11 protein-coding genes and 1 pseudogene are annotated in these 12,942 nt (G+C 69.7%); 7 read left to right on the forward strand and 5 right to left on the reverse strand.

Features of this window, described 5'->3' with window-relative positions; genetic code table 11:
• Window positions 1–84: 84 nt before the first annotated feature.
• The 3 genes and pseudogenes from FEZ32_RS13870 to FEZ32_RS04535 form a co-directional block, all read left to right on the forward strand.
• Window positions 85–1,017: pseudogene (locus tag FEZ32_RS13870) on the forward strand (protein kinase family protein); the annotation flags it as partial.
• A gap of 1,118 nt (window positions 1,018–2,135) precedes the next feature.
• Window positions 2,136–2,801 carry an RNA polymerase sigma factor SigM gene (sigM, locus tag FEZ32_RS04530; protein WP_244937910.1) on the forward strand — a complete coding sequence of 222 codons (666 nt, stop codon included), beginning with the start codon at window positions 2,136–2,138 and terminating at the stop codon, window positions 2,799–2,801.
• 218 nt (window positions 2,802–3,019) lie between these two features.
• Complete coding sequence (locus FEZ32_RS04535; protein ID WP_028703222.1) at window positions 3,020–3,307, forward strand: hypothetical protein; 288 nt, start codon at window positions 3,020–3,022, stop codon at window positions 3,305–3,307.
• A gap of 395 nt (window positions 3,308–3,702) precedes the next feature.
• Here the strand turns inward: FEZ32_RS04535 and glpK are convergent, their stop codons facing one another.
• Window positions 3,703–5,232: a glycerol kinase GlpK gene (gene glpK / locus FEZ32_RS04540; protein WP_138680049.1), complete on the reverse strand. Its 1,530-nt coding sequence runs from the start codon at window positions 5,230–5,232 to the stop codon at window positions 3,703–3,705.
• Window positions 5,233–5,674: 442 nt separating this feature from the next.
• A complete protein-coding gene (locus tag FEZ32_RS04545) occupies window positions 5,675–6,427 on the reverse strand; it encodes an MIP/aquaporin family protein (RefSeq protein WP_138680050.1) in 753 nt (250 codons plus the stop codon).
• Between the two features lie 183 nt (window positions 6,428–6,610).
• Between FEZ32_RS04545 and FEZ32_RS04550 the strand changes: the two genes are divergently transcribed.
• Window positions 6,611–7,561 carry a sugar-binding transcriptional regulator gene (locus FEZ32_RS04550; protein ID WP_097828616.1) on the forward strand — a complete coding sequence of 317 codons (951 nt, stop codon included), beginning with the start codon at window positions 6,611–6,613 and terminating at the stop codon, window positions 7,559–7,561.
• 15 nt (window positions 7,562–7,576) lie between these two features.
• Here the strand turns inward: FEZ32_RS04550 and FEZ32_RS13875 are convergent, their stop codons facing one another.
• Both FEZ32_RS13875 and FEZ32_RS04560 read right to left on the reverse strand, forming a co-directional pair.
• On the reverse strand, window positions 7,577–9,322 hold the full coding sequence (locus FEZ32_RS13875; protein ID WP_244937911.1) for a trypsin-like peptidase domain-containing protein: 1,746 nt from the start codon (window positions 9,320–9,322) through the stop codon (window positions 7,577–7,579).
• Window positions 9,323–9,538: 216 nt separating this feature from the next.
• Window positions 9,539–9,973 carry a winged helix-turn-helix transcriptional regulator gene (locus FEZ32_RS04560; protein WP_244937912.1) on the reverse strand — a complete coding sequence of 145 codons (435 nt, stop codon included), beginning with the start codon at window positions 9,971–9,973 and terminating at the stop codon, window positions 9,539–9,541.
• Window positions 9,974–10,080: 107 nt separating this feature from the next.
• Between FEZ32_RS04560 and FEZ32_RS04565 the strand changes: the two genes are divergently transcribed.
• The gene (locus FEZ32_RS04565) at window positions 10,081–10,683 is read left to right on the forward strand and encodes an NAD(P)-dependent oxidoreductase (protein WP_138680051.1); all 603 of its coding nucleotides are present in this window, start codon (window positions 10,081–10,083) and stop codon (window positions 10,681–10,683) included.
• Here the strand turns inward: FEZ32_RS04565 and FEZ32_RS04570 are convergent.
• A complete protein-coding gene (locus FEZ32_RS04570; protein ID WP_138680849.1) occupies window positions 10,667–11,509 on the reverse strand; it encodes a pseudouridine synthase in 843 nt (280 codons plus the stop codon). The genes FEZ32_RS04565 and FEZ32_RS04570 overlap by 17 nt on opposite strands.
• 257 nt (window positions 11,510–11,766) lie before the next feature.
• Between FEZ32_RS04570 and FEZ32_RS04575 the strand changes: the two genes are divergently transcribed.
• A complete protein-coding gene (locus FEZ32_RS04575; protein ID WP_028703215.1) occupies window positions 11,767–12,093 on the forward strand; it encodes a thioredoxin family protein in 327 nt (108 codons plus the stop codon).
• 7 nt (window positions 12,094–12,100) lie between these two features.
• Window positions 12,101–12,802, forward strand: a complete 702-nt coding sequence (locus FEZ32_RS04580; protein ID WP_138680052.1) for a hypothetical protein — start codon at window positions 12,101–12,103, stop codon at window positions 12,800–12,802.
• Window positions 12,803–12,942 lie beyond the last annotated feature (140 nt).

A 12,942-nucleotide genomic window follows, 5' to 3' on the forward strand; every position in this document is an offset into this window, starting at 1 on the left:
ACCGTCGACTCGAGTCCCGATGACTCCGAGGACACCCGCTCGCGGGAGTGGTCGGAGGACCGGGAGGCTCCCGACGCCGTCCCGCTGCTGAGCGTCGGAGCCCAGCTCGGGGGTCGGTTCCGACTCGATCAGGAGCTCGGCCGGCCGCTGGGGACGATGACTTGGCGGGCCTTCGACCTCAAACTCCACCGCCCCGTGCTGATGCACATCCTGGCCTCCAACGGCGCCCACACCACCGAGGTGCTCGCGGCGGCCCGCCGCGCGGCGGTCGCCACCGACTCCCGCTTCCTCCGGGTGCTGGACGCCGTCGCCGCCGGTCCCGGGGATCCCGGGGCCTACATCGTCTGCGAGTTCGCCCCCGGTCGATCGATCTCCGAGCTTCTGCAGTCCGGCCCGCTGTCGGCCCTGGAGGCCGCCTGGATCGTCCGCGAGCTGGCCGACGCCCTCGCCCCGCTGCACAGTCAGGGAATCTTCCACGAGCGGCTCAACCCCGACAATGTCATCGTCACCTCGACCGGCAATGTCAAGATCGTCGGCCTGCTCATCCAGGCCGCCCTCCATCCCTGGCCCGGCGACCAGTCGCTGAGCTGGTCCGACCGCGAGGCCCGCGACGTCTCGGACATGGGACGGCTGCTCTACGCCTGCCTGGTGTCCCGCTGGCCGGCCGGCACCGCCCGCAGCCCCCGTCCGACCAGCACCCGTGACGGCCGGGTGCGCTGGGGTCTTGTCCCGGCCCCCGCCGATCAGCACGGCTGGCTGCCCCCTCGGCAGGTCCGCGCCGGCGTCTCCCCCGCCCTCGACGTGCTGTGCGACCAGATCCTCTCCGAGGTGCCGCGCCACAACGAGGTGCCGATCCGCACCGCCAACGAGGTCGCCCAAGCGCTCACCCGGGTGCTCGGCAGCGCGGATGCGGCGGCCGACCTCGAGCGGCGGCTGCGCTACCCCAGTGACAGCGCGACCACCGTCACCACCTCCCTTCCCACCGGTTCCGGCAGTTCCGCCGGATTCGGCAGTTCTTCCGGATTCGGCAGCCCCGGCGGCCCGAGCGGCTCCCGGAGCGCCACAGGCTCCGGTGGTGCCGACCGTTTGCCCGACCGGGACGGCACCACCGCCCGGCAGCCGGCGGTGGGCGCCGACGGCCTGCCCGTCGACTACTCCGCCGGCCGTGCGGGCGGCTTTGTCGACGACGACGGCACCGGCTCCCCCGAGGAGCCGGTCCTGGACGAGGACGGCTACTGGACCCCCGAGGCGGCCGCCGGCGAGTGGGCCCATGTGCCGGCTCCCCGACACCCCGGCGACGGCGCGGATCTGCCGCGCGGTGCCGGGTCGCCGGCTCGAGGCCGTTCCTCGCGCCGGGGAACCGGGGGTCGCTCCGACCGCGGAGGCGACGCAGGTTTCTCCGCCTCGGGCTCCTCGGCCTCGGGACGCCGGTCCCGGTCGGGTCGGTCCAGGTCCGCGGACCCGCTGAAGATGCCGGCGATGGGACGGATCCGTCCCGAGGACGTCGAGCAGGTCTCCCACGACCTGGCGCAGCCCCGCCCCTCCTCCCGACGCTGGCAGGTCCTGCTGGTCGCGGCGGTGGCCGTCGTCCTGGTCATCTGCCTCATCGTGGTGGGTGTCCGGCGCGGCACCGGTTCCGACTCGGCCGGCGAGGCCGCCGTCTCCCCCGGGTCCACGATCTCCATCTCGAAGGTCGATGACTTCGACCCCCAGCGCGACGGCGGCAATGACGAGGAGAACCCCGACCAGGTGGCCCTGGCCTGGGACGGGAAGCCCGCCACCGCCTGGAAGACCCTGGTCTACCGCGGCTCCCCCAAGCTCGGTCGGCTCAAGCCCGGAGTCGGACTGGTGGTCGACCTGGGCCAGGACACCCGGTTCTCCTCGGTGACGGTGACCCTGGTCAACGGGGCCACCGATGTGGGCCTCTACGTGCCGTCCGGCTCGAGCCGACGGGCGCCGATGTCGTCCATCAACGACTGGACCAGGGTGGCCGGCGATGCGACCGCCCAGGGCACCACGACCCTGAAGCCGAGCGACCCGACCTCCAGCCGATACCTGCTGGTGTACCTCACCTCCCTGCCGCGGATCGGCCAGGGCCGCTACCAGGGCGGGATCGCCGAGATCAAGGTCAACCCGTGACCGGTCGCAGCGACGGCGAGTCCCTCCCCGGGGATGGAGTGGCGGGACCCGGACGCGAGCCGCAGGACAGCGTCCCGACCCCGGGCGGTTCCCCAGACCACGACGAACTGAGTGACGCCGAGCTGCTGAGGATCCACGTGGCCGGCGATGCGACCGCCTTCCAGACGCTCTTCCTGCGACACCGCGACCGTCTGTGGGCGGTGGCGCTGCGCACCATGCACGACCGGGAGGAGGCCTCCGATGCGTTGCAGGACGCGATGGTCTCGGCCTTCCGGCGGGCCGGATCGTTCCGGGGGGACTCGGCGGTGACCAGCTGGTTGCACCGGATCGTGGTCAACGCCTGTCTGGACCGGATCCGTCGCAACCGGGTGCGCCGGGCCCAGCCCCTGGAGCCGGGGGATGATCGTGATCTCAACCTCGTGGCCTCCGACGACCCGACCATCGGGGTGGAGTCCGCCGAGCTGGCGGACGCCGTCCAGCAGGCGCTGGGCCGCATCAATGCCGACCAGCGGGCGGCCTTGGTGCTGGTGGACATGGAGGGGATGAGCGTCGAGGAGGCCTCGGTGGCGCTGGGGGTGCCGAAAGGGACGGTGAAGAGCCGCTGCGCGCGGGGTCGGGCGCGGCTGGCGGTGCTTCTGGAGCCGTTGCGGAACGTCTCATGACGGGCCGGTTCGACGCTCCGTCATCGCCGGACGGGGGTCACCGCCGACGTCGACCGGAGCAGGCGACCAGCAGGGTCGCGGTGACGACGTCCGACCCCTTGGCGGGTGGAGGAGACGCAGACAGGCGGGGGATGGGAACTGCCGGCGACCCTGGCGCGTCCCATCTGAGACGTGGCGAGCCCTCACAGGACGCGCACCCGGTTTCGAAGGAGGCCATCGTGGATGACAGCCGGCTCAACGATGACAGTCTGAACGACCCCGAGTGCAGTTGGGTGAGCGATCTTCTCGCCTCCCAGAACGCCCCCTCAGCCCCCGACGATGTGGTCGAGACGGTGCTGGCGGCGCTCGGCGATGAACAGTCCACCCGCCAGGCCGCAGAGCGGGCGAAGTCGGACTCCCTCGGCGAACTCCTGGGACGATCTGTCACCGGGACCTTCGGGACCAACGCCCCGACCCACTACACGAAGAAGGGCCTGGGACTGCGACAGTCCCAACCCCACCGCTGACCCGTCCTTGGGCTTTGCCAGACCCCCGCCGGCCATCCGGCGGGGGTCTCCCCTTCTCTGACGGCCGTCTTCGCCTTCTCCCCCCGGCCGTGTGGTCAAGTCCCGTGGTGTGCATCCACCCCCGCCCTTCTCCCACCCCACCCTTCTTCCACGATGCTCGCGAAGTTCGACGATGCTCGCGCTATAGCGCGAGCATCGTCGAACTTCGCGAGCATCGTGGATGTTTGGGGCCGTCTGCTTGCCCCAACCCGACCGGCCGCCCATCTTCCGCACTCTGGCCACCCCCGCACCCACAAGCACGCAGAAACAGGGCGGGGGAGGACTCCAGGTCCTCTCCCCGCCCTGTCGGCTCGGTCAGGCAGTCAGCTGCTCAGCCGCTCAGCACTGACTGATGCTCAGTCGATCACGTCGTCGTCGACCCAGTCGAAGGTCTTGGTGACGGCCTTCTTCCAGTTGCGGTAGAGACGCTCGCGCTCCTTCTCCTCGCCCTTGGGCTCCCAGCGCTTGTCCTCGGCCCAGTTGTCGATGACGTCCTGCTCGCCGTTCCAGAAGCCGACGGCGATGCCGGCCGCGTAGGCGGCACCCAGCGCGGTGGTCTCGGCGACCACCGGACGGATCACCGGAACGCCGACCTGGTCGGCCTGGAACTGCATCAGGGTCTCGTTGGCGGTCATGCCACCGTCGACCTTGAGGGCGGTCAGCGGGACGCCGGAGTCGGCGTTCATGGCGTCGACGACCTCGCGTGTCTGGAAGGCGGTCGCCTCGATGACGGCGCGGGCCAGGTGGCCGCGGTTGACGTAGCGGGTGAGGCCGACCAGGGCGCCGCGGGCCTCGGTGCGCCAGTACGGAGCGAACAGGCCCGAGAAGGCCGGCACGAAGTAGGCGCCGCCGTTGTCCTCGACGGTCTTGGCCAGCTCCTCGATCTCCGGGGCGGAGTCGATCATCTGCAGGTTGTCGCGCAGCCACTGGACCAGCGAACCGGCCACCGCGATCGAACCCTCGAGAGCGTAGACGGGCTTCTTGTCGCCGATCTTGTAGCAGACGGTGGTGAGCAGGCCGTTCTTGGAGAAGACGGCTTCCTCGCCGGTGTTCATCAGGGTGAAGCAGCCGGTTCCGTAGGTGTTCTTCACATTGCCGGGCTCGAAGCAGGCCTGGCCGAAGGTGGCGGCCTGCTGGTCGCCGAGGATGCCGGCGATCGGGGTGTCGATGAGCAGGCTGTTCTTGGAGCCGTAGCCGTAGACCTCGGAGGAGGACTTGATCTCGGGCAGCATCGACATCGGAATGCCGAAGTCCTTGCAGATGTCCTCGCGCCAGGTGAGCTCGCGGACGTCCATCAGCAGGGTCCGGGAAGCGTTGGTGACGTCGGTGACGTGAATGCCGCCGTTGACGCCTCCGGTGAGGTTCCACAGCACCCAGGTGTCCGGGGTGCCGAAGAGCAGGTTCCCGGCCTCAGCCTTCTCGCGGGCGCCGTCGACGTTGTCGAGGATCCACTTGATCTTCGGGGCGGAGGGGTAGTTGGAGACGTTCTCGCCGGTGATCTGGCGGTAGCGCTCGGAGCCGGCGGGGTCCCCGGCGTTGATCTCGTTGACGATGGAGGTGGTGCGGCCGTCCTGCCAGACGATGGCGTTGTAGACCGGCTGTCCGGTGTTCTTGTCCCAGACGATGGTGGTCTCGCGCTGGTTGGTGATGCCGATGGCGGCCAGCTGGTGGCGGTTGATGGAGGCCTTGCCGAGGGCCTGGCCGACGACCTCCCTGACCGCCTCCATGATCTCGATCGGGTCGTGCTCAACCCAGCCGGCACGCGGGAAGATCTGCTCGAACTCCTGCTGACCGACCGAGACCACCGTGCCGGCGTGGTCGAAGATGATCGCGCGAGCGGAGGTGGTCCCCTCGTCGATGGCGAGAACGTACTGCTGGTCACTCATGAGTGATCCCTTTCTGTGTCGAGACTCCGCAGCGGTGCTCCGGAGGTCGATGGGGCGAAGCGCCGCCCGATGTTGTCTGGTCCATCCCGGCCGGATCCTCAGGTGATCCGACCGGTCTTCCTCGGATCCGGTCTCCTGCCCGACGTCGTCCACGACGTCTGCTGTCGACCGGTCTCCACGTGCTGACTGAGCACTGGATATGGAGTTGTCTATTCGATTGTCCGGTGACGCCGTGACAAGCCGTTATGCCTCGGCACCACCACCATCGTTGGTATCACACCCAGTCGAACCACCGGCCACCGAGGCGGCCGACGGATCCCACCGGGGACTCGCAGGAGTCCACCCGGGTGCCTGTCGACGACTGCCCGTTAAGGGGCTCCCGCCAACGCTCACCCAGGAGCTTGTGCGGGGGACGGCTGACCGCCGTCCCCCGCACGACGTGTCAGAGCCAGAACACCCGGTAGGTGAGCGCGGCGAGGATGGCACCGAGCATCGGGCCGACGATCGGGACCCAGGCGTAGCCCCAGTCGGAGCTGCCCTTGCCCTTGATCGGCAGGACGGCGTGTGCAAGACGGGGAGCGAGGTCACGAGCAGGGTTGATGGCGTACCCGGTCGGGCCACCGAGGGAGGCGCCGATCGCGACGATCAGCAGAGCAACGCCGAGCGGGCCGATGGCGGTCGTGGTGTAGCCGGACAGCAGGACCCAGATCAGCAGCACCCAGGTGCCGATGAGCTCGGTCATGGTGTTCCAGAAGGGGTTGCGGATCTCGGGGCCGGTGGCGAAGGTGCCCAGCTTGAGCGCGGGGTCGCAGTCCTCGTCGTAGTGCTGCTTGTAGGCCAGCCAGGCGATGACGGCACCGACGAAGGCGCCGGCGAACTGACCGGCGATGCAGACCAGGATGTTGGTCGCGTTGGCCGGGAGGCCGGGAGCGAGGTCTTTACCGGCCAGCCACAGGCCGACGGTGACGGCGGGGTTCAGCTGTCCACCGGTCTTGTAGGCTGTGTAGACGCCGAACATGACGCCGAAACCCCAGCCCCAGTTGATCTGAAGGGAACCCGGAGCATTGGCCCGACCCTTCGACTTGGGGAGAAGATTGTTCGCCACGACGCCCACACCAAGGATGATGAGGATCATTGTTCCAAGGAACTCGGACCCGAATGCGGTCGCGGCGGGAACCGCCGTTTCCAGAACCATGAAGGACTCCTATGAAGGGGATGTCACCAGTGACATCCATCCGACGAGGGCCGCGTGGTCATCCGTCGTGGACGACCTCACCGCACCCGGTCCGGCTTTGCGCGCCGAACTGTCCGAATTAAACCATGGCCGTGAACATGGCGTCAGCGAGCGTGCACTAACGTGCATCCTGAAGGGAAGAGTATGAACGAGTGGGCGGACGACCTCTGGACGGCGGCGTCCATGTACTACATGCAGGGCGAGACCATGGAGGTCATCGCCAAGCATCTGGGCACCTCGCGATCCACCGTCTCCCGTCTCCTCAAGCAGGCCCGGGAGACCGGGCTGGTCCGGATCAGCCTGGCCCAGCCGACCGGCGCCCGCACCGGCCTGGGCACCTCCCTGTCGAGGATGTTCGGGGTGCGCACCACCATCGTCCCGGTCCGCTCGGGAACCACCGAGGTGCACCGCCTCGACCAGGTGGCCCGGATCGCCGGCCAGCACATCACCGACCTCGTCCATGACGGCGTCTCCATCGGACTGGCCTGGGGAACCACCCTGGACGCCATCACCCAGCACCTCATCCCCAAGGACGTCCGCAACGTGCGGGTGGTCCAGATGAACGGAGCCGCCAATCCCGGCAGCTTCGGCATCCCCTACACCGGGGCGATCATGACGCGGATGGCCCAGGCCTTCCAGGGGGAGGTCGTGCACTTCCCGGTACCCGCCTTCTTCGACGACCCCCAGACCAAGGTCGCGATGTGGCGCGAGAGGGCCGTGCAGTCGGTGCTGGCGGCCCAGCGGAACCTGGATCTGGCGGTCTTCGGACTGGGAGCACTCGACGCCCCGGTGCCCTCCCACGTCTACTCCGCGGGCTATCTCACCGAGGCCGAGATGAGCGAGCTGACCGCCTACGGGGTGGTCGGCGACGTCAACACCGTCTTCCTCAAGGCCGACGGGTCCTTCACCGACATCCCGTTCAACGAGCGGGCCACCGGGATGACCCCGCACCAGCTCCAGAAGGTGCCGCGCAGGGTCTGCGTGGTGGCCGGACGCGCCAAGGCCAAGGCCCTGCTGGCGGCCCTCAGGGCGCGGGTGGCCACCGATCTGGTGGTCGACGACGAGACGGCCCGGGCAGTCCTGGACCTGATGTGACGCCGGCTCCCGGGCTCACCGGGCGGACGCCGCCAGGGTCACCTGGATCTTCTGCTGGGAGCCGTCGCGGACCACCGTCAGGGTCACTCTCTCCCCGACCTTGCGGGACCGCACCAGCCCGACCAGGGACTCCCCGGAGGTGACCGTCGTCGAGTTCATCGAGATGACGACGTCCCCCTCCCTGATCCCGGCCCTGTCGGCCGGCGAGTCGGCCTGGACCGATCGCACCGAGGCTCCCGTGGTCGTCACGCCCGCGACGGTCGCGGTGCCGGTGGCGGTGGTGACGCCGAGGTAGGCGTGCCGGGCCTTGCCCGAGGCGATGAGCTGGTCGGTGATGATCTTCACCTGGTTGACCGGAATGGCGAATCCGATCCCGATGCTGCCGGACTGGGAGTTCGACGACGCCGAGGACAGGCTGGCGATCGAGGAGTTGATCCCGATGAGTTGACCGTCGGCGTTGACCAGGGCGCCGCCGGAGTTGCCCGGATTGATCGGGGCGCTGGTCTGGATGGCGCTGGTGACGACCACACCGGCGGAGTCGGAGCCGCTGGCCTGGCCCTGGTCCCCGGTCGACGTCGTCACCGGGCGGTTGAGGGCGCTGATGATGCCGGTGGTGACCGATCCCGACAGTCCCAACGGGTTTCCGATCGCCATCACCGGGGCGCCGACGGCGAGCTGGTCGGAGTTGCCGAGTGTGATCGGGGTGAGGTCCTTGGGCACCTGGCCCAGGCGGATCACGGCGAGGTCGGTGGACGGATCGGTGCCGACGATCGTGGCCTCGTAGGTCTTGTCGCCCATCGAGACCGCGATGGTGCCGCCGGACCCGCCGGCCGCGACGACGTGGTTGTTGGTGACGATGTCGCCCTTGGTGTTGAGAACGACGCCGGAACCGGCTCCGGTGCCCTGCCCGGTCTTCACCGAGATGGAGACCACCGAGTTGGAGACGGCCTTGGCGGTGGCGGTCCAGTCCGGGTTCGAGGCATTGCCCTGGATCACCCGGGTGCCAGAGGCGCTCGGGGCGACCGAGGAGCTCGTGGTGGCGGCGTCGTTCTGGGTCTGGCTGCTCACCGCCCAGCCGGACAGACCGCCCGCCCCGGCGGCCAGGACCGCGACCAGGGCGACCGCCCCGGCCTTCATCCCGGTGCCGCGGCCGCGCTGGGTGGTCGTGGCAGGGCCGGACGCCGGGGGGGCGTACTGTCCGGCGGGGCCCTGCCCCCAGGATCCCTGAGAGGAGCCGAAGCCCTGTGCCGAGCCCGCACCCTGTGACGGGTTGGGTGCCGCCGGGCCCGGGTACGGGGCCCGGTTGGCCGACTGCCCCTGCCCCGGGTAGGAGGCGTTCGGGTACTGCCCCTGCCCCGCATACGGGCCCTGCTGCCCCTGGCCCGGGTACTGGCCCTGGCCCGAGTAGGGAGAGGTCCCCGAGTCCTGCCAGGTCTGCGAATACGGCTGAGATGACGGCTGGGAGTAGGGCCCGGCGTTGGACTGGGAGGGGTAACCCTGCTGTCCGGCGTCACTGCCGGGACCGGTGGGCGACTGGCCCCCGGCACCCGCAGCGGTCTCCGAGGCCTGATCGGCGGGTTTGCCGGCCGAGGCGTCCAAGGTGTCCCACCCGCTCCACACAGTCGGTTCGGCGGGCTGCCCCGGACCGGCGGGCTGACCGGAGTCAATCGGCTGCCCGGAACCATCGAGCCGGACGCCGTCTTGAGACCACTCCGCTCCGTCGCGGGGGGCCTCGCCGGAGCTCCTGTTGCTGTCATCCATGGACATCATGCTGGCCCGGCTTCCTGTGTGAGAGATGAGTACTGCCTCTGAGCCTCCTGATCACACTGCTGCTTCACAGGGACTCCAAGGGTGACCGTCGCACCGTTGCCAATTCTTCCGCACCCGGGGCCGTCGAACCAGCAGCGACCGGCAGGCCGGTGGCTCCGGGGCCCCACAACGCCCGACCGCTCCGACCCCTCCAGCCCCACCGATCCCTCAGGCCTCGCCGCTGCCGGCGTCCCAGGCCTGTCGGGCGGCCAGCACCTCGCCGGCATGGCCCTCGGCCCAGTCCCGCAGCGCACCGATCGGGGGAATCAGACTCTGCCCGAGCGCGGTGAGGTCGTAGTCCACCCGCGGAGGCACCGACGCCGTCACCGTCCGGGTGAGCAGTCCGTCGCGCTCCATCGACCTCAGCGTCTGGGTGAGGACCTTCGCCGTCACCCCGGCGACCTGGCTGCGCAACTGTCCGAAGCGCAGCGACCCCGGCGCAAGGGCGGAGACGACGAGCGGGGTCCAGCGGTCGGTGAGGTGCCTCAGCACGGTGCGGGAGGGGCAGGCCGGGTTCATCACGTCGAAGGCCATCGGCCCCTGCGGCGAGCTGCTGCGCCGCGATCCCGCCCCGACGGTCCTCGGCTGCGCGGTGGTTGACACGCCCTCACACTCCTTCAGTTACCTTGAGGTACTTCGTTACCACCGTATACCGTGAATCGCGTGGGATCGAGATCACTCCCGATCTGCCGTACTTCTCAGGAGGACACATGAACATCACCGTCATCGGGGCCACCGGCATGGTCGGCTCCCGCGTCGTCGCCGAGGCGCTGTCCCGCGGACACCGGGTGACCGCCGTCACCCGTGGTGGCACGGCGGTCGAGGGAACCACCCCGGTCGCCGCTGACCTGTCGGACACCGCAACCGTCATCGACCTCATCAACGCCTCGGACGCCACCGTCATCGCGGTGCCGACCGACCGCACCGGTGGCTCGGCCGAGCCCGTCATCAAGGCCCACCGCGATCTCATCGCCGCCGCACCGACCGGACGCCTGCTGGTGGTCGGCGGCGCCGGATCCCTGCTGGCCGACGGGGTCGAGCTCAAGGACGGACTGGGGTTCCCGCCCCTCTACAAGCCGGAGGCCGAGGCCTTCTCGACCGTGCTGGGCCTGTACCGGGCATCCCACGGGCTCGACTGGACGCTGATCTCCCCGGCACCCGAGATCGCCCCCGGAGACACCGCGGACCACTACTCGGTGGCCCTCGACTCGCCCGCCGGCAGCTTCGTCAGCTCGGGAACCTTCGCCGTGGCCATCCTCGACGAGCTGGAGACGCCGGCCCACCGAGGGGCGCGATTCACCGTCGCCCAGTGACCCCGGGCCAGCAGGACAGGGTCCGTCGGGAGCGGAAGCAGCGCGGCTCGCCGGTGACGGGGTCGGTGAAGGAGGCCTCGAAGGCCTGGAGCTGGAGCGGGCGGCTGAAGTCGTCGACCGGGATGTCGAGCACCTCGGGGTAGAAGGGGTCGTTGAGGATCGGCGCCCCCAGCCGCATGAGATGGAGCCGGACCTGGTGGGTCTTGCCGGTCAGCGGGAGGGCCTCGTAGAGGCCCAGATCGCCCCGGCGCTCCAGGAGCCGGATCCGGGTGCGCGCATTCGGCGGTGACCCGGGCAGTTCGGTCGCCTGGAGGACGCCGCGCTGCTTGACGATGTGACTGGCGACCTCAACCCCCTCGGGGGGCAGGTCGAGGGCCGGGGCGACGGCCCGGTAGATCTTGTGCACCTGGTGGTGCTCGAAGAGTTCCTGGTAGGGCCGCCGCCACCGACGTTGACAGGTGAGGATCAGCACTCCGGCGGTGACCCGGTCCAGTCGGTGGGCGACCGTCAGCTCCGGCATTCCCAGTTGGGTCCGCAGTTTGACCACCACCGACTCCAGCACGTGGGCGCCGCGGGGGATCGAGGACAGGAAGTGCGGTTTGTCGACCACCAGGATCCGCTCGTCCCGGTGGAGGATCTCGATCGGGAAGGGCACCGGCTTCTCGACCGGCAGGTCCCGGTGGAAGTAGACGAAGGTCTGCGCGGTGAACGGGGTGGCGCGGTCCATCGCGTCCCCGTCGCACCCCACGAATCGTCCCCGGGCGAGCATCTCGTCGATCCGGGCCGGCCCGATCCTGGGGAGTTTCCACACCAGGAAATCGCGCATCGTGGCCCAGGGAGCCTGTCCCGATCCGGCTGGCGGGACGCCCTCGGCCGCCGCCAGACGCCGGCACTCTCCCTGGTCGGGGGTGCGCACCCAGGCGGACTCCAGGCCGTGACGCTGGGGCAGCGGGGAGCGCGGTGGCATGGGAGCACCCTATGCGTCGGGTCCGTCCCGGCACTTCTGCGGTACTCCTCGCCGTCCTTCGGTGTGTCCCGACCGTCCTCTAAGATCGTCGAGTCCCCCCATCCGAGAGGTGAGCCATGAGCCAGGTCATCGAAGTCACCGATGCGACCTTCGCATCGGTGGTGCTGGGCTCGGCCCGGCCGGTCCTGGTCGACTACTGGGCCGACTGGTGCGCACCGTGCAAGCAGCTGTCCCCGGTCGTCGCGGAGCTCTCGGAGACCTACGGCGACCGGATGACCTTCGCCACGGTGGACACCAATGCCAACCAGCGCACCGCCGCCGACCAGCAGATCCTGTCCCTGCCGACCATTCAGGTGTGGCGGGACGGACGCCTGGTGAGGTCCTGGCCAGGAGGACGCTCCAGGCGCGCCCTCATCAAGGCCCTCGACGAGGTCGTCGGGTGAGGCCGCGATGACCGATCACGAGAACGAACCGCTTCCCGACGAGGAGAGGCCCCGCCGGGGAGCCGACCCCGCCGAGGACTCCCCCGGGACCGACACTTCCGCTGGGAAGACCACTGCCCCGTCCGCCGGACAGGCCGCGCGCCGGGGACCCAGCAGGGCCGCCGACGATCCCCACCAGGACGACCGGGCCCCCTCCCACAAGGTGATGGCCGTCGGCACCATCGTCGTGCTCGTGATCGCCCTGGTGGTCGGTTTCGCGGCCTACGCCATCAACTCCATCCAGCCGAGCACCCGCTCCGCCAGCCCGGTGGCCAGCTCGACCTGGAAGCTCGAGCTCCCGGTCCAGATCGGCGACTACACCCGCGACCCGAATGCCGCCGCATCTCCCTCGACCCAGGCCGGCAGCACCGTCATCTCGGCCACCTACTCCAAGGGCGGGAAGGACTCCGCCGTGATTCTGATGAGTCGCCCCCAGGCCGATCTGAAGAAGTTCATGTCGGAGGCGGGGATGACCTCGGTGACCCAGCAGGAGCTGTCCGACCGGTCGGGTACCGCCCTGTGCGGAGTCGACGCCGACCACAACGACACCGGCTGCGTGGTGCTCCAGGGCGACACCGCGGTGCTGGCGATGGGGTTGCAGGACCAGTCCCGTCAGGATCTGGCGGATCTGGCCCAGCAGATCGGGATCCAGGCCGCCGGGAGCAAGTAGCGGTCGCGCAGAATCGAATCGGCGGGACCACCTCGGCCGGTGGGCGACCGCGGAATGACATTCACCGGGCGCGGGCGCACAATGGGCGAAGTTGCTCAGTCGGACCCTGCACGGTCCGACAGTGAGCCCACACACATGTC

This window comes from Acidipropionibacterium jensenii, assembly GCF_005890135.1.
GTDB classification, from domain to species: Bacteria; Actinomycetota; Actinomycetes; order Propionibacteriales; family Propionibacteriaceae; genus Acidipropionibacterium; species Acidipropionibacterium jensenii.

Coding starts and splice junctions, on each gene's coding strand:
- FEZ32_RS04565 (WP_138680051.1), top strand. CDS start 10,081: ATGAACATCACCGTCATCGGGGCCACCGGCATGGTCGGCTCCCGCGTC.
- FEZ32_RS04580 (WP_138680052.1), top strand. CDS start 12,101: ATGACCGATCACGAGAACGAACCGCTTCCCGACGAGGAGAGGCCCCGC.
- FEZ32_RS04545 (WP_138680050.1), bottom strand. CDS start 6,427: ATGGTTCTGGAAACGGCGGTTCCCGCCGCGACCGCATTCGGGTCCGAG.
- FEZ32_RS04575 (WP_028703215.1), top strand. CDS start 11,767: ATGAGCCAGGTCATCGAAGTCACCGATGCGACCTTCGCATCGGTGGTG.
- FEZ32_RS04570 (WP_138680849.1), bottom strand. CDS start 11,509: ATGCGCGATTTCCTGGTGTGGAAACTCCCCAGGATCGGGCCGGCCCGG.
- FEZ32_RS04550 (WP_097828616.1), top strand. CDS start 6,611: ATGAACGAGTGGGCGGACGACCTCTGGACGGCGGCGTCCATGTACTAC.
- glpK (WP_138680049.1), bottom strand. CDS start 5,232: ATGAGTGACCAGCAGTACGTTCTCGCCATCGACGAGGGGACCACCTCC.
- FEZ32_RS13875 (WP_244937911.1), bottom strand. CDS start 9,322: ATGGATGACAGCAACAGGAGCTCCGGCGAGGCCCCCCGCGACGGAGCG.